Origin of the sequence: uncultured Flavobacterium sp., assembly GCF_951805225.1 — a bacterium.
GTDB lineage: Bacteria > Bacteroidota > Bacteroidia > Flavobacteriales > Flavobacteriaceae > Flavobacterium.
The window spans coordinates 3,526,455-3,546,613 of record NZ_OX638201.1; the positions used below are offsets into that span (position 1 = coordinate 3,526,455).

Sequence of the window (20,159 nt, forward strand, 5' to 3'; positions counted from 1 at the left end):
TTTCTTCTAAGGTTCTTATGAAAACTAAATATCTAGCCCTGATGGGAACGGCATCCTTTTGTGGCGGGGTTCGCCACAAAAGATATAGTGTACAGCAGGATTAGCTCCTGAAAAAAGTTCTAAGTAATTACAAATTTCCCTTTTTCGGCATCAAAAATAATATGTTCGTCTTTGAATAAAGTAGCGAAACTTCCTTTTGAAATTAAGTAACAAGGTTCGTCCTGAACGACTAAGTCCGGTGTCATAATAATCATTTCGTCACTTAATTGTATCGCCAAATCAATATCATGTGTCGAGAATAAAATACACTTTTGAGTTTCTTGCGTTAGCTTTTTCAGCAATTTAAAAAGTGATACTTTATGCAATAAATCAAGATGTGTTGTAGGTTCATCCAGAATAATTAACGGCGTATCTTGTGCCAAAGCTCTTGCAATCAAAACCTTTTGCAATTGTCCGTCACTAATTTCGAAATGTCTTTTTTGAGCTAAATGTTCGATTTGAGTTAATTCTAAAGCTTCTTGAACTTTCTCGATATCGATTTGGGTCAAAGTACCAATCCAATTTGTATATGGCTGGCGTCCGAGCGCTACTAATTCAAAAACAGATAAATTACTTGGTGGCAATTTTTCGGTTAAAACCAAACTTAAATTTTGCGCTAGATCTAAAGGTTTATAATCACTTATATTTTTATCATTCAGAAAAACATTTCCCGCCAATGGATGTTGAATTCCTGTGATTGTTCTCAGCAAAGTAGATTTCCCAATTCCGTTTGCTCCAATTAAAGAAACGAGTTTTCCAGAACTTAGATTCAAATTTAAATCCTGAGCAATAATCACAGTTTCTTTCTTGGACTTATAGCCAATACTTAAATTTGAAGTTGATAAGATAGTTTTCATTTTTTTTAAGGTACTAAGATTCTGAGATACTAAGTTGCTAAGTTTTTTTCTTTAGATTAAAATGATTTAAAATCTGCGACAATCCGTTTAATCCGTATAATCTGTGGCCTATATTTTACTGAAAATTTCTTTTTCGCATTAGCAAATAAACTACAACCGGCGCGCCAATTATAGAAGTAATTGCATTGATTGGCAATGTGGTTTCTAATCCTGGTAATTGCGATGCCATATCACAAAACAGCATAATTATACCTCCGTAAAAAAATGTGCTCCAATATAATATTGCGTGATTACTGGTTTGAAAAGTCAGCTTTGCAATATGCGGAACTGCTAAACCTATAAATGCTATTGGTCCGGCAAAAGCAGTAATACTTCCGGCCAAAATACTGGTTGCAAAAATGATCGTAAGTCGGGCTTTTTTATAATTCAAACCCATACTTTTTGCATAATTTTCGCCTAAAAGTAATGCATTTAATGGCTTTATACTACTTGCACTCAAAAGTAAACCAAAACTCACACAAATTGTCAAAATAGAAATAGAAGTCCATGACAGATTTCCCAAACTTCCTAAAGACCAAAAAGTGAATTTCTGCAATTGTTCAGCCGAACTAAAATAGGTTAAAACTCCAACAATGGCACTTGTAAAACTTCCAAACATAAGTCCTACAATTAATATTGCCATTGTATTTCGTAAACGCTGCGCAACTAATAAAACCAGCAATAAAACCGAAATACTTCCTAATGTCGAAGCCAATACGATTACATATGGAGATAATAAAATTGAATTTAAAAATACTGGCAATAAACCGGCACCCAAAATTACAATTGCTACTGCCAAAATTGCTCCTGAACTCAATCCTAAAACATCTGGACCTGCGAGAGGATTTCGAAATAATGTCTGCATCAACAAACCACTTATAGACAACCCAACGCCAACCAAAACAGCCGTAATCGCTTTAGGCAAACGATAATTAATTATTATATATTCCCAGGTCGATTTACTTGCTTCGCCGCCTGTTAAACTAGTATAAACTTCCTTGAACGGAATCGTAACCGAACCCAGACTAATGTCCAGAAAAAACATAAACAGAAGTGCTAAACCAAGTACGGAAAACAGGATTATATTTCGCTTTTTATTGACCAATTGCTTTTAGTTTAATTTAGATGCAAATGTAAACTCATAACTTGGCAATAAATCAGGATGAAATATTTTGATGTAATCTTTTAATACTAAATCCGGGCGACTTGGTGCTAACTCATAGTAAACAGTTCCGCCAGTTGCTCCTACTTTCCCTTCAAAAGTATAAACGTTTTTGTTTTTAAAAGCATCAAACTGACTGTAATGCGGATTCGTTTTTCCAAATTCTTCTAAGCTTTTAAACGTTCCTGAAGCAATCCAGAAGTTAGCGCTTTTTGCTTTTACCAATATTTTTTCAAAAGACAAACCTTCACTTCCGGTTCCTTTTAAATCTGCCCATAAATAATTTGCGTGAGCATCTTTCATAAACTGAGCTACCCAACTATTTCCTTTGGCTACATACCAGATATCCTGATACATAGAACCGTATAAAACAGTTGAAGTCGCAGGTTTATCAGCAACTAATTTCTTTGCCTGATCGTAACTCAAAACAATTTTATCAAACAATTCTTTAGCTTGATCTTCTTTACCAAACAAAGCTCCGTAAAGCTTAATCCATTCTGCTTTTCCTAGTGGAGATTGTTCCATCCAATCAGCTTGAACGAAAACATTTAGCCCGCTTTTTTTCAAATTTTCTAATGTTGGATTGTTATTGTCTACGCCAAAAGTTACAATCAAATCCGGAGATAATTCGATTAATTGCTCAATGTTTAATTTCTCGTTTTCGCCTACATTTTTAACAGAACCTTTGTCAATTAATGCTCTTGTTTTTTCTGAAGAAATATAATCGGTATGCGGAAATGCAACCAGTTTATTTTCGACTTCCAACATTTCAAGAAATGGAATACTCGTAGTTGATGTTACTACAATTGATTCTAAAGGAATTTTAATTGTGCTATATTTTTGTAAACTATCCGGAACTTTTGCGTCTTTCTCTTTTAAGACATAAGTGAATTTTGCATTGGCATTTGGCCAAGGATCAGAAACCGTTACAACCGAGTATCCATCATGCTTTACGATTGAAAGTCCGGAAGCATATTCGATACTATTTTTTGCAATTTCAGGTTTTGCAATCTCCGTTGTCTCATTTTTTTTACATGCTACAAGAAGAAAAAAAGGTAAAATAAAAATAAATTTAGGAAGTAAATGTCTCATATATAGGTTCTATTGTTTTTTAATGGAATTTGGTATCGTTTTTTCCCTATTATGGCATGTAATTTGGATCTTTACAATTTCATAATTTAAGTTTTCGATAGTGACAAAGGTAAGGTAATTTCTATTTTTTTTGTTTACCTTTATTCTTACAAAACCCAAAAAATACCATCTTAATTATATGAATGCCACAAAAACAAAAGTTTGCTCGAGTTGTGATTCTTCTTTTAGTTGTGGAGATACATCAGCCGAAAACAAGTGTTGGTGTAATGACTTTCCTCCAATTTTCAATCTTTCAGAAGGAGGAGATTGCCTTTGTCCAAAATGCTTTAAAGAAGCTTGCGAAGACAAAATTGATGCGTATGTAGAAACAATGACTCCCCAAAAAGCGCTTAAAAATAAAGCGATATCTTTACCCAAACAAGAAAAACTAATCGAAGGAATTGACTATTATATTGAAAATGGCAATTACGTTTTTAAAACCTGGTTTCACTTAAAAAGAGGAACTTGCTGCGGAAACGATTGTCGTCATTGCCCTTATTAAATTGTTGATTGTAAATTGTTAATTATAAATTATTAATTGTGAAGAATAACGTTATTAAAGATAAAAGTTTTGATTTTGCTATTCGAATAGTTAAACTGTATCAATATCTGTCTATTGAGAAAAAAGAATTTATACTTTCAAAACAGCTCTTAAGATCGGGAACAAGTATTGGGGCAATGGTGCGAGAAGCAGAACATGCCGAAAGTAAAAATGACTTTATTCATAAATTTGCAATTGCTCAGAAGGAAGCTAACGAATCTGTTTATTGGCTTGAATTATTAAACGCAACTGATTACTTAAGCAAAAAAGAGTTTGAGAATATTAATAATGATGCAATTTCAATATTAAAATTAATAACCAGTATCATCAAAACTACTAAAAGTCAACTCATTTCTAAACAGCCTCTACTTAAAATTAACAACTAACAATTTACAATTAATAATTAAAAAATGATTTACTTAATTACTGGAGGCGAGCGATCAGGAAAAAGCAGTTATGCTCAAAACTTAGCATTGCAACTTTCAAACGCGCCAATATATGTGGCAACGGCCAGAAAATGGGATGCAGATTTTCAGAATCGAATTGACAGACATCAGCAAGAACGCGATGAACGCTGGACGAATATTGAGAAGGAAAAACATCTAAGCGAAATTGATTTTAGCGGAAAAGTCGCTTTGATTGATTGTGTAACACTTTGGTTGACGAACTTTTTTATCGATCATAAAAATGATGTTACTTTAAGTTTGGAAGAAGCAAAAAAAGAGTTTCTATCGATTGCTGCTCAGGAAAATGCAACTTTGATTATTGTGACAAATGAAATTGGAATGGGTGTTCATGCTGAAACTCATATTGGCAGAAAATTCACAGAATTACAAGGCTGGATGAATCAGTTTCTTGCATCAAATGCTGATGAAGTTGTGTTGATGATTTCTGGAATTCCGGTAAAAATTAAATAAAATTCCAAATTTTATCCCGAAACTTCGGGACCAAATTTCAAAGCTATACTTTACCTTTACATAATCTTAAATATTGATTTTTTAAATTGATATTGAACTTTGTAATTGATATTGAAAATTATGAGCTATTTAGATGATATCTTAAAATCCCGACGTGATACGCGACATTTTACGACGGATGAAGTTCCTGACGAAGTAATCCAAAAGGCTTTACAGGCTGGACATTGGGCGCCTTCAGTTGGGTTAACGGATGCTACAAGATATTATATTATAAAATCTACCGAAGTCAAAAATGCTGTAAAAAATCTATTTTTAGACTACAATAAAAAAGCAGAAGAACTTACCGATAATCCGGAACAAAAAGAACATTATAAATCGTTGAAACTTGAGGCAATCGAAGAAGCTCCAATTGGACTTATCATTGCTTATGATCGATCTGTTTTAAATCAGTTTACAATTGGAACCGTTGGAAGTAATGAAGCAGTGAAATTTAGCTCTGTTTGTGCGGCACAAAATATTTGGCTTTCGCTTACAGAACAAGGTTATGGAATGGGTTGGGTTTCGATTTTGAATTATTATCAGTTTAAAAAGATTCTTGATTTACCTGATAATATTGAGCCTTTGGGTTATTTCTGTATTGGAAAACCGGCAACTAATTACGATAATCAGCCGATGTTGCAACAATTGCATTGGAAACAAAAATCTGAAGCTCCGGATTGTAAAGAAATTAAAAACATCATTCAGAATCCTGTTTTAAATTTTGAATCAAAAACTCAAATTCAGGTTGAAAGCAAAAATGATTTCAGCACTCTTTTACAAGACAAAATAGATTCTAAAACGAAACCTATTGGCGCTTTGGGAACTCTGGAAACGTTAGCTTTTCAAATGGCAACGGTTTTTGAAACTTTAAATCCAAAAATAACAAACCCTAATATTGTCGTTTTTGCCGCTGATCACGGTATTGCAAATCATGGCGTAAGTGCATATCCACAAGATGTGACACGTCAAATGGTTGGTAATTTTCTGGATGGTGGCGCCGCTATAAATGTGTTTTGCAATCAGAATAACATTCAATTGTCGATTGTAGATGCCGGCGTTAATTATGATTTTCCAACAAATGCTAATCTGATTTCTGCTAAAATTGCTAAAGGAACTCAGTCCTTTTTGCATATTCCCGCAATGAGTGAAACCGAACTGCAATTGTGTTTCGAAAAAGGAAAATCAATCGTTACGAATATTGCAAAAACAGGTTCGAACTGCATTGGTTTTGGCGAAATGGGAATTGGAAATACTTCTACAGCTTCTGTTTTAATGAGTCTGTTAACTGGTTTTTCTATCGAAGAATGCGTAGGAAAAGGAACTGGTGTTGAAGACGAAAAATTACTTCAGAAGCAAGATTTACTTAAAAAAGCTATTGAAAATTATTCCGGTCAAGCCGAATTAAAACAGCAATTGGCTTATTTTGGTGGTTTCGAAATTCTTCAAATGGCAAGCGGAATGTTAACCGCATTTGAAAACAAAATGCTTATTTTGGTAGATGGTTTTATTTGTAGTGTGGCTTTTTTAATCGCTTCAAAAATAAATCCTGATATTCATAAAAATGCTATTTTCTGTCATTGTTCTGCTGAAAAAGCACATCAAAAACTATTAAGTTATTTAAATGCAAAACCTATTCTAAACCTCGATTTGCGTCTTGGCGAAGGAACGGGTTGTGCTGTTGCTTTCCCAATTTTAAAATCGGCTGAAGCTTTTTTGAATGAAATGGCAAGTTTTGAAAGTGCTGGAGTTAGTAGGAAATAGAAAAATACAATATCAATGGCAAATTTCAATGTCAATTAAAAAATCAATTTCTTAAATGAAAAAAGAACTACATATCTTCTTTACCTGTTTAATGTTTTACACCAGAATTCCATGTCCAAAAAACATTGATCATAATCCTGATTATTTGAATAAAGCAACCCGATATTTCCCTTTCATTGGTTGGATTGTAGGAAGTATTTCTTTTTTAACCTTCTATCTTTTTTCACTTTTTTTATCTGTCGAAACTGCTGTAATCTTAGCTATTATTGCTTCGATATTAACAACAGGAGCTTTTCATGAAGACGGATTTGCTGATGTTTGTGATGGTTTTGGCGGAGGCTGGACCAAAGAAAAAATCCTAATGATTATGAAAGACAGCGCTATTGGTGCTTATGGAGCAATTGGTTTAGTTTTACTTTTTCTACTGAAATTCAAATTGCTTTCAGAATCTATTTTGCTTTTCAATGGTGAAAACTCTTATCTTCTTATTTTCCTTTTATTTATTTCTGCTCACGCTTTGAGTCGTTTGGCGGCAATTTCAATTATTTTCACGCATGAATATTCTCGTGATGATGCTTCGAGCAAAAGCAAGCCTATTGCTAAAAAACATACTTGGAAAGAAATTTCAGGATCATTTTTCTTCGGATTACTTCCTTTGTTGGTTTTCTCCTATTTACAATATAAATTTCTTCTGGCTTTAATTCCGGTTTTTATAATGCGTTATTTTTTAGCCCGTTATTTCCAGAAATGGATTGATGGTTATACCGGAGATTGCCTTGGTGCAACACAACAGGTTTGTGAAGTTGTTTATTATTTAAGTATTCTATTGCTATGGAAATTTATCTAGTTCGTCACACTGAAACTGTTTGCGAAAAAGGCATTTGCTACGGACAATCTGATGTAGATTTGGCAGAACCTTTTGATTTAGTTTTCGAAAATATTCTTTCGCAATTACCTTCAGAAGCTATTATTTTTTCAAGTCCTTTAAAACGCTGTGTTATTCTGGCTGAATATATTGAGAAGAATATCAAAACTATTTCTTTTGAAAAAGAAGAACGTTTAATGGAAATGAATTTTGGCGATTGGGAATTGAAAAACTGGGATAATATTCCACAAGAAGAACTTAATCCATGGATGGAAGATTTTGTCAATATTAAGGTTTCAAACGGAGAATCTTTTATTGAATTACATCAAAGAGTTGAAAATTTTCTATCTGATCTGGTTTCAAAAAAAATAACAAATCCTATTATTATTGTAGCGCATGCCGGCGTTATACGAAGCATTTTATGTCATCAAACTTCATTGCCACTAAAAGATGCTTTCAACAACAAGGTAGAATTTGGTCAAGTAATAAAAATAGTACTTTAAATGCCATTTTGTTTAGAATTTGTTTTAAAAAGTGAAACAAATTTGAAAATTCGATAATTTTAACTTTATCTTTGCACGAAATTAAGGTTGTGTTCATTTTTAACACATTAAAAGGGAATCAAGTAAAAATTCTTGAGCTGTACCCGCAACTGTAAGCTTTGTTCTGAAAAGAATGCTTGTTGTAACTACAAAACCACTGCTCGCCCCGGCGAATGGGAAGGTAAACAACAAGACGCAAGCCAGGAGACCTGCCTTTGTAACGAATATCGAGCTCTCGGGAAAAAGAGTTTAGAAATTATGACTTTAGAAAAACGGTTTGCTTTTTGTTTATTCCTGTTGTGCCAAATTATTTCGGCGCAGAACGACTCTATTACCAAATTGAAAGAAGTTGTAGTTTCTGACGCAAATCTTAAAAAATACTCCAATTCACAATCGGTTTTAAAGCTTAATGATTCTGTCATTAATAAAAATGAGGCTTTATTGACGGATCTTTTAAACTTTAATTCTACTATTTATTTTAAAGAATACGGGCGTGGAATGCTTTCTACAGTCTCTTTTAGAGGAACTACAGCATCACAAACGGCGGTAATCTGGAACGGAATTAATATCAATTCTCAGATGAACGGAAGTACTGATTTCAATACTATTTCTGGTTCTGATTATAATTCGATAAGCGTAAAAGCTGGTGGAGGAAGTGTACTTTACGGAAGTGGAGCTGTTGGAGGAACTGTACATTTAAACAACGATTTGGCATTTTATAGTCGGTTTGAGACTAATTTAAAACTTGATTACGGAAGTTTCAATACTATTGGAATCAATTTTAAAACTAATATTTCGAATAAAAAATGGAGCGCACAAATTGGCTTTTCAAAAAACAGTTCGACAAATGATTACAAATACATCCATAAATACAACTGGAAAGGCGAACAACGCTGGAATCAAAACGGTCAGTATGATGTAATAACTATGAGCGCAAATGTTGGTTACAAATTTGATGCAAAAAATAGTTTGAAATTATACACTCAAACTTCTAATACTGACAGAAATACTTCTTTAATATCTGAAACGGAAACTAAAACCAGATATGTAAATGGTTTTAACCGAAACTTATTAGAATATGACGGTGATTATGGAAAATTTACCACTAATCTAAAAGCGGCATATATATTCGAAAACTATCAATATTATCCTGATAATGCGGTTAATTTTTTCACTTATGGAAAAACAGAAAGCTTTATCACAAAAGCAGATTTAGGTTATAAAATTTCGAAATCAACACAAATAAACGGAGTTCTGGATTACAACAGAACTAAAGGTTACGGAACTGGTTTTGGAGATCACGTTAGAGAAATTAGTTCGGCAGCTTTATTGGTAAAACAAGATATTTCGACAGATTGGAAAAATGAATTCGGAATTCGAAAAGAGTTTACAGACAATTATCAATCTCCTCTTCTATTCTCTTTAGGATCTTCGTATCAATTTAATGAATTGTACAATCTGAAATTGAATTTATCCCGAAATTTCAGAATCCCGACTTTTAATGATTTGTATTGGGAACAAGGCGGAAATCCAAATTTAAAACCTGAAAGTTCTTATCAGGCAGAAATTGGTAATGTTTTCACTTTCAAAAACATATCATTGACTCAAACCTTTTATTACATGAAAATAAAAGATTTATTGCAATGGATTCCGGGAAGCAACGGTATTTGGTCTCCACAAAATACAGATAAAGTAAATAGTTATGGTGCTGAAACATTATTAAGCTGGAAAAAACAGTTTGGTAAAAACATCTTCGCTGCAAATGCAACTTATGCTTATACGGCTTCAAAAAATGACGAAACCAAAAAGCAGCTTTTCTATGTTCCGTTAAATAAAGTTACCGGATCTGTTTCTTATTCCAGAAATAGAATTTCAGCTTATTATCAATTTATGTTTAATGGTTTTGTTTATACAACAGAAAATAATGACCCGAAAGATATAATAAATGATTATAATGTTTCGAATATCGGAATTGATTATGATTTTAAATTTCTTGACACTTTCAAACTTGGTTTTCAAGTATTAAATCTTTTTAATAAAGAGTATGAAAGTTTGGAATACAGACCTCAGCCAGGTCGCAATTTTAATATGTATTTAACCCTAAAATTTTAATATAATGAAGTTTAGTAAATTATTTTTAATAGCACTTAGCGTTTCGCTATTCGTTTCGTGCTCGAATGATGATAATGATAATGCTCCAAAGGGAGTTTATGACAATGGTTTTTTTATCTTGAATGAAGGAACTAAACAAGCTACTGTTTCATTCTCAAGTGATGATTTAACTTCTTTTACTAAAGACGTTTATTCTACTGTAAATGGAGGTGATTTACTTGGGAAATTTGCTCAAAATATATTTTTCAGTGGTGACAACGCTTATATTATTTCAGGTGGAGCTAACAATATTACTGTAGTTAACCGGTATACTTTTAAATTAATTACTAAAATCGAAACTGGGTTAAAAAATCCAAGATACGGAGTTGTAAAAGACGGTAAAGCGTATGTTACAAATGCAAATACGTATTCATACGAGAATGCAGCAACAGGAAATACAGATGATTATGTTGCCGTAATTAATCTTGCAACGAATACTTATGAGTCAAAAATCGACTTGAATTCAACTGCTAACAGAGTAGTTTTGAAAGACGGAAAACTGTACATCACAGATTCTTACAACGATAAATTATTGGTTGTTGATATTGCTACAAAAAAATTAGATACTCCTGTTCAAATTGGTCTTAACGCTGATTGTATCGAAGAAGAAAATGGAGTTCTTTACATCTTAAAAGGTGGTTATGGAAATAGCAGCGAACTTGTAAAAGTAAAAATAGCTGACAAAACATTTACTAAAATTGCTTTTCCTGAAAGCTTAGATGGTGCTGGATTTATGGATCTTGAAGACAGTAAAATTTACTACACTGTAGGAAGCGCTGTTTATAGCATAAACACTAATGCTACTGCTGCATCAACAACACCAATTTTAACTTCTGCGGCAACTTACATATACGGATTTGCAGTTAAAAACAATCGTATTTATGTTGCGCAAGGAAGCTTTTCAGCAGATGGTTCAGCTTACATTTATAATTTAACAGGTGTATTACAAAAAGAATTAGCTACCGGTATAGGAAGTAACGGTTTCTACTTTAACGATTAATATTTTTTAGAATTAGTTTTTGGATTTTTACCAAAAAAGGGCTTTCAGAAATGAAAGCCTTTTTTTATGTCTCGTCCTGAAATAAGTTGGCATAAAATCAACTTATTTTAGATTTTTTGGAATTATGCTTCTTTAAGAACGCTTTTCTTTTTAAAGTATAAAGCAATAAAAGACAGAATAAAACAAAATCAAATTTTGTAAGATAACACAAAATAAAAGTTTGGGATAAAAAGCTCCTTTCTACAAATTTAAGAATACAACTCTTATATTTTTTGTTTTAAAAAAGGGTAACAAATATAACCGAATTAAAACTTTTACAGTATTATCCACTTAAAAAACAGAATGTTACACAAATTACCGCCATTATATACAACTTTGTTGGTTTTTTTATATCTTAGTAATCGTAATTTTGAATTAACTATTTATTAATACGAATCGTGTATCTTTATTTTCTGTGATACTGTTAGTAATTTAAGAAATCTGGTTTTATTTTTTTTCAATAATTAAAGAAGTCTTTAAATCGGTTTTCTAACCATTCAAAATTTAATCTGACAATGGCAGCAAAATAACTCTGCTGCGCTAAAAGCCACAAATCGTAATTTTAAGATGAGATTAGAAATGCTAATGTTGGCCTAATTTTTTATTTATCAAGTTATGAGCAAAATTTTACTAGTAAGAATTGTTTTTATTCTCTTTATAATGCCATTTTTTGCAAATGCTCAGACACCTGCTGTTCTTGCTCCGGCACCGGAAACACCACCGGAAACTACTGTTAAATATCCACAATTTCAATTTAAAGGATTATTTCAGGCGCGCTATCTGCAAGCATTAGAAGATGCCGTTGATGTTATGGGAGTTCATCATTCTACAGGCGATGTTGTTCAAAGTACGTTTGATATTAAAAGAATGCGTGTTGGTGTAAATACAAAATTAAGTGAGGCTACAGAAGTTGTAATTTTAGTAAATCTTGCTGATTTTAAATCTGATCCAAAAGGAAAAGTTTTAGAGAATGCTTACGCCAAATACACTTTTAGTAAATATTTTGCAGTTACAGGAGGACAATTCCGACCAGCTTTTGGTATTGAAGAATTAGTTCCGGTAGATATTATCAAATCATTTGATTTCTCGAATCAATATTATGAGTTTGGAAAAAACGGTTGGACCAGTTTTCAAATTGGAGCTTCTGCAACTGGAGCTTTTGATCTTGGAAACATTCCTTTTAATTACGCTATTTCTATGTTAAACGGAAACGGAAAAGATCAGGAAATGGATAAGGATAACGGAAAACAATATTCTACACGACTGGTTTTTACATTATCAAAATTGCACAAAATTAATTTAGGACTGAATGGAGGTTCCGGAAAAGTCTTCAAGAAAAATGTTTTTGCTTTAGGCGCTGATATTACCAGCGATTTTAAATTAAATGACAAGTTTACTTTCGATTTACAAATAGAATATAAACAAGGAACCAATCATAATTTATATTATTCTTTACCGGTTGAATCACGAACTCCAAATGTCTCAGATTATCAAATGCGAGGAATTTATTTTCTGCCTAATTTGAGATATTTAGTTGATTATAAAAAACTAACTTCATTAGAATTATCTTGTCGATATGAACGATTTGATCCAAGTTATAAAATCGATTCTAATGTTAGACAAACCTACACACCAATGATCAGTCTTGAATTTGGTAAAGCTTATACCGGCCGAATCGAATTGGGCTTAGAAATCGATCGTTTTGATAAAAACATTCCTGATACGTCAATGTATAATGACAACCTGTTTATAATTCAGTTTCAGTGCAGACTATAATTTAATCTAATTCTTATTGTTATGAAAGAAGTAAAAATTCCTCAAACCTTAATTACGCTTGCTGTTGGAGTAGCAATTTGGTTTATTCCGGCGCCAGATGGTGTAGTAATTGAAGCGTGGCATTTGTTTGCCATTTTTGTCGCTACAATTTTAGGAATTATTTTGAAAGCTGCACCAATGGGAACAATGTGTATGATCGCAATTGCTCTTACCGCTTTCTCGCAAGTATTAGCGCCGGGTGAAGCTGGAAAATCAATCACGCTCGCTTTAAAAGGGTTTGGAGATAAAGTAATCTGGCTTATTGGAATCTCATTTTTCATCGCCAGAGGTTTTATAAAAACAGGTTTAGGAAACAGAATCGCTTTCTTATTTATTAGAATATTTGGAAAAAGCTCACTTGGATTGGCATATGGTTTAGGTTTAGCAGATTTAGTTTTAGCTCCAGCTGTACCAAGTAATACAGCACGAGGCGGAGGAATTATTTATCCTATTATGAAATCTATGTCAATGAGTTTTGGCTCAATGCCGGATCAGCCCGAAACACATCGAAAACTAGGTTCTTATCTTACTTTAAGCAGTTATAATGCTAATTTAATTGCTTCATCTATGTTTTTAACCGGAACAGCAAGTAATCCAATGTGTCAAAAATTTGCCCTTAATTTAGGCATAAAAATTAGTTGGATTTCCTGGGCAACAGCAGCTATAGTTCCAGGTTTGGTTGCGTTTTTTGTAATTCCACTTGTATTGTATAAAATTTATCCGCCAGAACTAAAGAAAACTGGTGATGCGCCTCAGATTGCAGCTCAGAAACTTAAAGAAATGGGACCAATAACACGTGACGAATGGATGATGTTATTGACTTTCTTCATCTTATTATTCCTTTGGATGACGGGCGATTTGTTTTCTATTGACGCAACTACAACCGCATTTATTGGTTTGGTTATATTACTTCTAACATCTGTTTTAACTTGGGATGATGTCAAAGCCGAAAAAGGTGCTTGGGATACTATCGTTTGGTTTTCGGTATTAGTAATGATGGCGAGTTCACTCAATGAACTTGGATTTATTAGTTGGTTTAGCGGTTTGATAAAAGCTGAAATTGGCGGATTAAGCTGGCAAATGGCTTTTCCTATTATTGTATTAGTATACTTTTTCAGTCATTATCTTTTTGCAAGTGCCACGGCTCACGTAGCAGCAATGTATGCAGCGTTATTAGGAGTTGGAGTTTCTCTTGGAGTTCCTGGATTACTATTGGCTTTTATGCTTGGGTTTGTGGGTTCAATTTACGGAACTTTAACGCATTATGGACACGGGCCTGCACCTGTTTTCTTCGGAAGCGGATACGTCGACCTGAAAAGCTGGTGGGTCAAAGGATTAATAACTGGATTGACAATGCTCTTGATCTATATGGTTATAGGAGGATTGTGGCTCCGATTAATTGGTGATTTTTAAATTCTGATTCCGGGAGGAAGTAATTCTTTGTATTCTGGATTCTTTTTAATAAACAATACAATTCTAGGATGAATAGGCATTAATTTAAATTTCTTCTCAATGACAATTTCCATGATGTTTTTAAGTAAAGTATCAATTATCGTTTGATTGTCAAAGCCTTCCGGAGAGTTGATCTTGGTTAAGAAAATTTTCTTTTCCTGAAAAGAATATTCAATAGAAAGTAATCCTTCAGGGACTATGGTTTCAAATTGTCTTGCAAAAGTGTTGTCTTTGATTTCCATAGTTTCAATAGGTTCCATATTAGTCATGTTTTTTTGGGGAGATTGGATTAAAAATAATAGAAAAGAACGATAAGTACATTACATAAAAATCCTGGAAAGAGATTTAAATAATGATTATTATAACTACAAAGGTAATCATTTGATTTTCAATATAAAATTATTTTTTAAAGGTGTAATATTGCCTTAACCTTTCTATGGTTGAAATTTTATTGGGTTTGATGAATAAATGTGGTGTAAGATTTGCTGTGCATATTACTAAAAAAAGTAATTTTAGCTTGAAATTAAATCTGTAACCATAATTCTTATTCTGCCAAATGAGTAAAATCCCTGTATACTTTATGCCCGGTCTGGCTGCTAGTCCGGCAATTTTTGAAAGAATCAAATTAGACGAATCTGTTTTTGAGACCTGTATGTTAGAATGGGAAATTCCACAACCAAAGGAATCTTTGTCTGATTATGCATTAAGAATATCTAAAAATATAAAACACGAAAATCCGGTTTTAATTGGAGTTTCGTTTGGAGGAATTTTGGTTCAGGAAATTGCAAAGCATATTCAGGCACGAAAAGTTATTATTATTTCAAGCGTTAGAAGTAATGCAGAATTCCCAAGAAGAATGAAAATCGGAAAAACTACTAAAGCCTACAAGCTGATTCCGATGAAGTTAATTTTGAATATCGAAAATCTTGCAAAATATTCTTTTGGTGAAAAAGTCAATAAACGTATTAAATTATACGAAAAATTCCTGGCGGTTCGCGATCTGAACTATTTACAATGGGCAGTCGAAAATGTTATTTTATGGGATCGAAATGAAATCAATCCAGATGTTATTCATATTCACGGCGATCAGGATGATGTTTTTCCTATAAAGTATATCAACAGCTGTATTGTCGTAAAAGGCGGAACTCATATTATGATTCTGAATAAATATAAATGGCTGAACGAGAATTTGCCTTCTATTATATTGGAAGAGTAATTGTTTGTTTCAGGTTTCTGCGCATAGCAAACCCGACAGGTTTTAAAAACCTGTCGGGTTTCGTTTTGTAATCTTTGCCGATTAACTCGTTTGATTTCTTATTCTTTGAAATGATAAATAAAAACGAAAATCAACTTTTGAAACCTAAAGCCCTAGCCCTGATAGAAGCGGTATCCTTTTTATCCGCTTTTTTTGCGGATGAAAAGATACAAGTGGATAGCAGGAAATAGCTCCAAATTCTAATATTAAAAATTCTAATATTTTACAGTTAGTAATCTTTGTCAAAGTTTTGAACTTTGATAAAGATAGTTACGCATAGTAAACCCGACAGGTTTTAAAAACCTGTCGGGTTTCGTTGTGTAATCTTTGTCGATTAACTCGTTTGATTTCTTATTCTTTGAAATGATAAATAAAACGAAAATCAACTTTTGAAACCTAAAGCCCTAGCCCTGATAGAAGCGGTATCCTTTTGTGGCGGGGTTCGCCATAAAAGATACAAGTGGATAGCAGGAAATAGCTCCAAATTTTTATTAAATCTTAAATTTTAAAATCCCAAATTCCAATTGTTTAGGATCTAGTAATCTTTGTCAAAGTTTAAAACTTTGACAAAGATTGGCGAGAATAAATTTAAACGTATAAAAAAAATCCCATTCGCCGCGGCGAATGGGATTTTGAAATATTGTAATTTAAAGAAGTTTAGATTTTCTTCATTTGTTCTTTCATCATTGTGATTTGCTCTTTTAGCATTCCTTGTTTGTCTAATTTTTTAGCTTCGTTTAATAAATTAGTCGCTTCAAGTTTTCTTCGGCGTGACATTGCAACTCCGGCAAGGTTTAATTTTGCTACTGCCAAATCCATATCCATAGACAATCCAAGTTCGATTGCTTTCTTAAAATATTTCTCGGCTTGGTTGATATTAGTCTGAGATACCATAATTCCGTGTAGGTAATTAAAATATCCTTGTTGTTTGCGTACTAAAGCAGCTTCGGGATTTTTGATATATGCGAGCCATTTTTTAGCGCCTTCAAAGTCTTGTTTTCTTAATTTAAGGAAAGCTAAAAGGATAAATTCGTTTTTAAAGTAAAGAAATATTGGAATTGCAGTAAGCAATAAAAGGAAAATACCATTCCCGATATTACTTTCGGTAAATTGCCAAACGCCAGCAACTACAAGAAGTCCGGCCAAAATAAGTTTAATATTTTTATGAAACATAATAGATGTATATTTGTGATTGCAAATATAGTAAAATGAATTAAAAATATTTTTATTAAAGTACTTGCCAGAAAAAAAAGTCTTTGTATATTTGCACTCGGTTTTTGAGTAACGATATTCAAAAAACAGAAAAGAGATATTAGACACCATTTTAAAGATACAAAGCAATGAGCAAAAGAACATTTCAACCATCGAAAAGAAAAAGAAGAAATAAGCACGGATTTATGGACAGAATGGCTTCTGCGAATGGAAGAAAAGTTCTAGCGCGTAGAAGAGCAAAAGGAAGACATAAATTAACTGTTTCTAGCGAGCCTAGACACAAAAAATAATGTTTGTATAAACATACATAAGGCGATTACTTTTTTAGTATCGCCTTTTTTTATACCTTGTCGGTAAAAAATTTGTAACATTCTAGTTTCTAAAGCACTGTGAATGTTTTTGAATACATATTATAATAACTACACAATACATACAAAATGCCTAAAGACACATCAATAAAATCAGTTTTAATAATAGGTTCAGGACCTATTGTTATTGGACAAGCTTGCGAATTTGATTATGCAGGATCTCAATCTGCACGTTCTATTCGTGAAGAAGGAATTGAAGTTATCTTGATAAACTCAAATCCAGCGACAATTATGACCGACCCAAGTATGGCCGATCACATTTACTTGAAACCATTAACTACAAAATCGATAATTGAAATTCTAAAGGAACATCCACAAATTGATGCTGTTTTACCTACAATGGGTGGACAAACGGCTTTGAACTTGTGTTTGGAAGCTGAAGAAAAAGGAATCTGGCAGGATTTTGGAGTAAAATTAATTGGAGTTGACGTTAACGCAATTAATATTACTGAAGACAGAGAGCAGTTTAAACAACTTCTTGAAAGAATTAATGTACCAACTGCGCCTGCAAAAACTGCTACTTCTTACTTAGAAGGAAAAGAAATTGCTCAGGAATTTGGTTTTCCATTAGTAATTCGTCCTTCGTTTACACTTGGAGGAACTGGAGCTGCAATTGTTTACAAAAAAGAAGATTTTGATGAGCTTTTAACTCGTGGTCTTGAAGCATCACCAATTCATGAAGTTTTGATCGACAAAGCTTTAATGGGATGGAAAGAATATGAGTTAGAACTTTTAAGAGATAAAAACGATAATGTTGTAATCATTTGTTCAATCGAAAACATGGATCCAATGGGAATTCATACCGGAGATTCGATTACAGTTGCACCAGCAATGACATTATCTGACACAACTTTCCAAAAATTACGTGATTATGCAATCTTAATGATGCGTAGTATCGGAAATTTTGCCGGAGGTTGTAACGTACAATTCGCAGTTTCACCAGACGAAAAAGAAGACATCGTAGCAATCGAGATTAATCCTCGTGTATCTCGTTCTTCTGCTTTAGCATCTAAAGCGACTGGTTATCCAATTGCTAAAATTGCTTCTAAACTTGCTTTAGGATACAATCTTGATGAATTACAAAATCAAATTACAAAATCTACTTCGGCTCTTTTCGAACCGACTTTAGACTATGTAATCGTAAAAATACCACGTTGGAACTTTGACAAATTCGAAGGTGCTGACAGAACTTTAGGTCTTCAAATGAAATCTGTTGGTGAAGTAATGGGAATTGGACGTTCGTTCCAGGAAGCTTTACACAAAGCAACTCAATCTCTTGAAATTAAGAGAAATGGTTTAGGTGCTGACGGAAAAGGATATAAAAACTACGAACAAATTATCGAGAAACTAACTTTTGCAAGTTGGGATCGTGTTTTTGTAATTTATGATGCAATCGCAATGGGAATTCCGTTGAGCCGTATTCATGAAATCACAAAAATCGATATGTGGTTCTTAAAACAATACGAAGAACTTTATACTTTAGAGAAAGAAATTTCGAACTATAAAGTATCAAATCTTCCTAAAGAACTTTTGCTTGAAGCGAAACAAAAAGGTTTTGCTGACAGACAAATTGCTCACATGGTAAATTGTCTTGAAAGCGAAGTACATACTTTACGTATGGATCAAAATATCAACCGTGTGTTTAAATTGGTTGATACTTGTGCGGCTGAGTTTAAAGCAAAAACACCTTACTACTACTCTACTTTTGAAGCTGAAATCGAAAAAGCAAACGGTGAGCGTTATGTAGACAATGAAAGTATTGTAACTGATAAAAAGAAAATCATCGTTCTTGGTTCTGGACCAAACAGAATTGGACAAGGAATTGAGTTTGATTATTCTTGTGTACACGGAGTTTTGGCCGCGAAAGAATGTGGTTACGAAACAATCATGATCAACTGTAACCCTGAAACGGTTTCAACTGATTTTGATACAGCTGATAAATTATATTTCGAGCCTGTTTTCTGGGAACATATATACGACATCATTCAGCACGAAAAACCAGAAGGTGTAATTGTTCAATTAGGTGGACAAACAGCTTTGAAATTAGCCGAGAAATTATCTAAATACGGAGTAAAAATCATCGGAACTAGTTTTGACGCACTTGATTTAGCGGAAGACAGAGGACGTTTCTCAGATTTATTGAGAGAATTACATATTCCTTTCCCACAATTCGGAATTGCTGAAACTGCTGACGAAGCTTCTGCTCTTGCAGATACCTTAGACTTCCCATTATTGATTCGTCCTTCTTATGTATTAGGCGGTCAGGGAATGAAAATTGTAATCAACAAAAAAGAACTTGAAGAACACGTTATCAACTTATTGAAAACGATTCCAGGAAACAAATTACTTTTAGATCATTATTTGGCCGGAGCAATCGAAGCTGAAGCTGATGCAATTTGTGACGCTGACGGAAATGTTTACATCATAGGAATTATGGAGCATATCGAACCTTGCGGAGTTCACTCTGGAGATAGTAACGCTACTTTACCTCCTTTTAACTTAGGAGAATTCGTAATGCAACAAATTAAAGATCATACTTTTAAAATCGCAAGAGCACTGAAAACAGTTGGTTTAATCAACATTCAGTTTGCTATAAAAGATGATACAGTTTATATTATCGAAGCAAATCCAAGAGCTTCAAGAACGGTACCGTTTATTGCAAAAGCTTACGGAGAGCCCTATGTAAACTACGCTACAAAAGTAATGTTAGGACATAATAAAGTAACTGACTTTGATTTTAATCCGCAATTAAAAGGATATGCGATCAAACAACCGGTTTTCTCTTTCAGCAAATTCCATAATGTTAACAAAGCATTAGGACCAGAAATGAAATCAACTGGAGAAAGTATCTTGTTTATTGATGACTTAAAAGACGATCAATTCTACGAATTGTACTCTAGAAGAAAAATGTATTTGAGTAAATAATCTCAAATCCTTTATATATAGAAAAAGCTCCAATTACTTGGAGCTTTTT

18 protein-coding genes and 1 riboswitch are annotated in these 20,159 nt (G+C 33.2%); of the genes, 13 read left to right on the forward strand and 5 right to left on the reverse strand.

Features of this window, described 5'->3' with window-relative positions; translation table 11 throughout:
- Positions 1–119: 119 nt before the first annotated feature.
- The 3 genes from WN975_RS14375 to WN975_RS14385 form a co-directional block, all read right to left on the reverse strand.
- Positions 120–896, reverse strand: a complete 777-nt coding sequence (locus WN975_RS14375) for an ABC transporter ATP-binding protein (RefSeq protein ID WP_337967133.1) — start codon at positions 894–896, stop codon at positions 120–122.
- A gap of 115 nt (positions 897–1,011) precedes the next feature.
- The gene (locus WN975_RS14380) at positions 1,012–2,040 is read right to left on the reverse strand and encodes an iron ABC transporter permease (protein WP_337967134.1); all 1,029 of its coding nucleotides are present in this window, start codon (positions 2,038–2,040) and stop codon (positions 1,012–1,014) included.
- Between the two features lie 6 nt (positions 2,041–2,046).
- Positions 2,047–3,189 (reverse strand): ABC transporter substrate-binding protein, encoded by a 1,143-nt coding sequence (locus WN975_RS14385; protein WP_337967135.1) that lies wholly within the window; start codon positions 3,187–3,189, stop codon positions 2,047–2,049.
- A gap of 178 nt (positions 3,190–3,367) precedes the next feature.
- Between WN975_RS14385 and WN975_RS14390 the strand changes: the two genes are divergently transcribed.
- The 10 genes from WN975_RS14390 (at position 3,368) to WN975_RS14435 (ending at position 14,311) form a co-directional block, all read left to right on the forward strand.
- Positions 3,368–3,730, forward strand: coding sequence for a DUF5522 domain-containing protein (locus WN975_RS14390; protein WP_337967136.1), 363 nt, complete (start codon positions 3,368–3,370; stop codon positions 3,728–3,730).
- Between the two features lie 38 nt (positions 3,731–3,768).
- The gene (locus tag WN975_RS14395; protein WP_337967137.1) at positions 3,769–4,155 is read left to right on the forward strand and encodes a four helix bundle protein; all 387 of its coding nucleotides are present in this window, start codon (positions 3,769–3,771) and stop codon (positions 4,153–4,155) included.
- A 24-nt stretch (positions 4,156–4,179) separates the two neighbouring features.
- The gene (cobU, locus tag WN975_RS14400; RefSeq protein ID WP_337967138.1) at positions 4,180–4,686 is read left to right on the forward strand and encodes a bifunctional adenosylcobinamide kinase/adenosylcobinamide-phosphate guanylyltransferase; all 507 of its coding nucleotides are present in this window, start codon (positions 4,180–4,182) and stop codon (positions 4,684–4,686) included.
- Positions 4,687–4,806: 120 nt separating this feature from the next.
- Positions 4,807–6,486: a nicotinate-nucleotide--dimethylbenzimidazole phosphoribosyltransferase gene (cobT, locus tag WN975_RS14405; RefSeq protein ID WP_337967139.1), complete on the forward strand. Its 1,680-nt coding sequence runs from the start codon at positions 4,807–4,809 to the stop codon at positions 6,484–6,486.
- A 55-nt stretch (positions 6,487–6,541) separates the two neighbouring features.
- Positions 6,542–7,333: an adenosylcobinamide-GDP ribazoletransferase gene (locus WN975_RS14410; RefSeq protein ID WP_337967140.1), complete on the forward strand. Its 792-nt coding sequence runs from the start codon at positions 6,542–6,544 to the stop codon at positions 7,331–7,333.
- Positions 7,318–7,854: an alpha-ribazole phosphatase gene (gene cobC, locus WN975_RS14415; protein ID WP_337967141.1), complete on the forward strand. Its 537-nt coding sequence runs from the start codon at positions 7,318–7,320 to the stop codon at positions 7,852–7,854. Before WN975_RS14410 ends, cobC begins: the two co-directional genes overlap by 16 nt.
- Positions 7,855–7,921: 67 nt before the next feature.
- Positions 7,922–8,125: riboswitch (cobalamin riboswitch) on the forward strand.
- 26 nt (positions 8,126–8,151) lie between these two features.
- Entirely contained in the window at positions 8,152–10,005 is a 1,854-nt protein-coding gene (locus WN975_RS14420) for a TonB-dependent receptor (protein ID WP_337967142.1), read from the forward strand.
- A 4-nt stretch (positions 10,006–10,009) separates the two neighbouring features.
- Positions 10,010–11,044: a hypothetical protein gene (locus WN975_RS14425; RefSeq protein WP_337967143.1), complete on the forward strand. Its 1,035-nt coding sequence runs from the start codon at positions 10,010–10,012 to the stop codon at positions 11,042–11,044.
- A 654-nt stretch (positions 11,045–11,698) separates the two neighbouring features.
- The gene (locus tag WN975_RS14430; protein ID WP_337967144.1) at positions 11,699–12,859 is read left to right on the forward strand and encodes a porin; all 1,161 of its coding nucleotides are present in this window, start codon (positions 11,699–11,701) and stop codon (positions 12,857–12,859) included.
- Positions 12,860–12,880: 21 nt separating this feature from the next.
- Entirely contained in the window at positions 12,881–14,311 is a 1,431-nt protein-coding gene (locus tag WN975_RS14435; RefSeq protein ID WP_337967145.1) for an anion permease, read from the forward strand.
- On the opposite strand, the gene WN975_RS14440 is transcribed toward WN975_RS14435, so the two are convergent.
- Complete coding sequence (locus WN975_RS14440; RefSeq protein ID WP_337967146.1) at positions 14,308–14,619, reverse strand: N-acetyltransferase; 312 nt, start codon at positions 14,617–14,619, stop codon at positions 14,308–14,310. The two genes, WN975_RS14435 and WN975_RS14440, sit on opposite strands and share 4 nt — an antisense overlap.
- Before the next feature lie 287 nt (positions 14,620–14,906).
- Between WN975_RS14440 and WN975_RS14445 the strand changes: the two genes are divergently transcribed.
- A complete protein-coding gene (locus tag WN975_RS14445; RefSeq protein WP_099709308.1) occupies positions 14,907–15,566 on the forward strand; it encodes an alpha/beta hydrolase in 660 nt (219 codons plus the stop codon).
- Between the two features lie 696 nt (positions 15,567–16,262).
- Here WN975_RS14445 and WN975_RS14450 read toward each other — a convergent pair.
- A complete protein-coding gene (locus tag WN975_RS14450) occupies positions 16,263–16,778 on the reverse strand; it encodes a DUF2892 domain-containing protein (RefSeq protein ID WP_337967147.1) in 516 nt (171 codons plus the stop codon).
- Positions 16,779–16,945: 167 nt separating this feature from the next.
- Here WN975_RS14450 and rpmH point away from each other — a divergent pair, with 167 nt between their 5' ends.
- Positions 16,946–17,107 carry a 50S ribosomal protein L34 gene (gene rpmH, locus WN975_RS14455; RefSeq protein WP_008464848.1) on the forward strand — a complete coding sequence of 54 codons (162 nt, stop codon included), beginning with the start codon at positions 16,946–16,948 and terminating at the stop codon, positions 17,105–17,107.
- 147 nt (positions 17,108–17,254) lie between these two features.
- A complete protein-coding gene (gene carB, locus WN975_RS14460; protein ID WP_099709310.1) occupies positions 17,255–20,110 on the forward strand; it encodes a carbamoyl-phosphate synthase large subunit in 2,856 nt (951 codons plus the stop codon).
- The last annotated feature ends 49 nt before the right edge of the window (positions 20,111–20,159 follow it).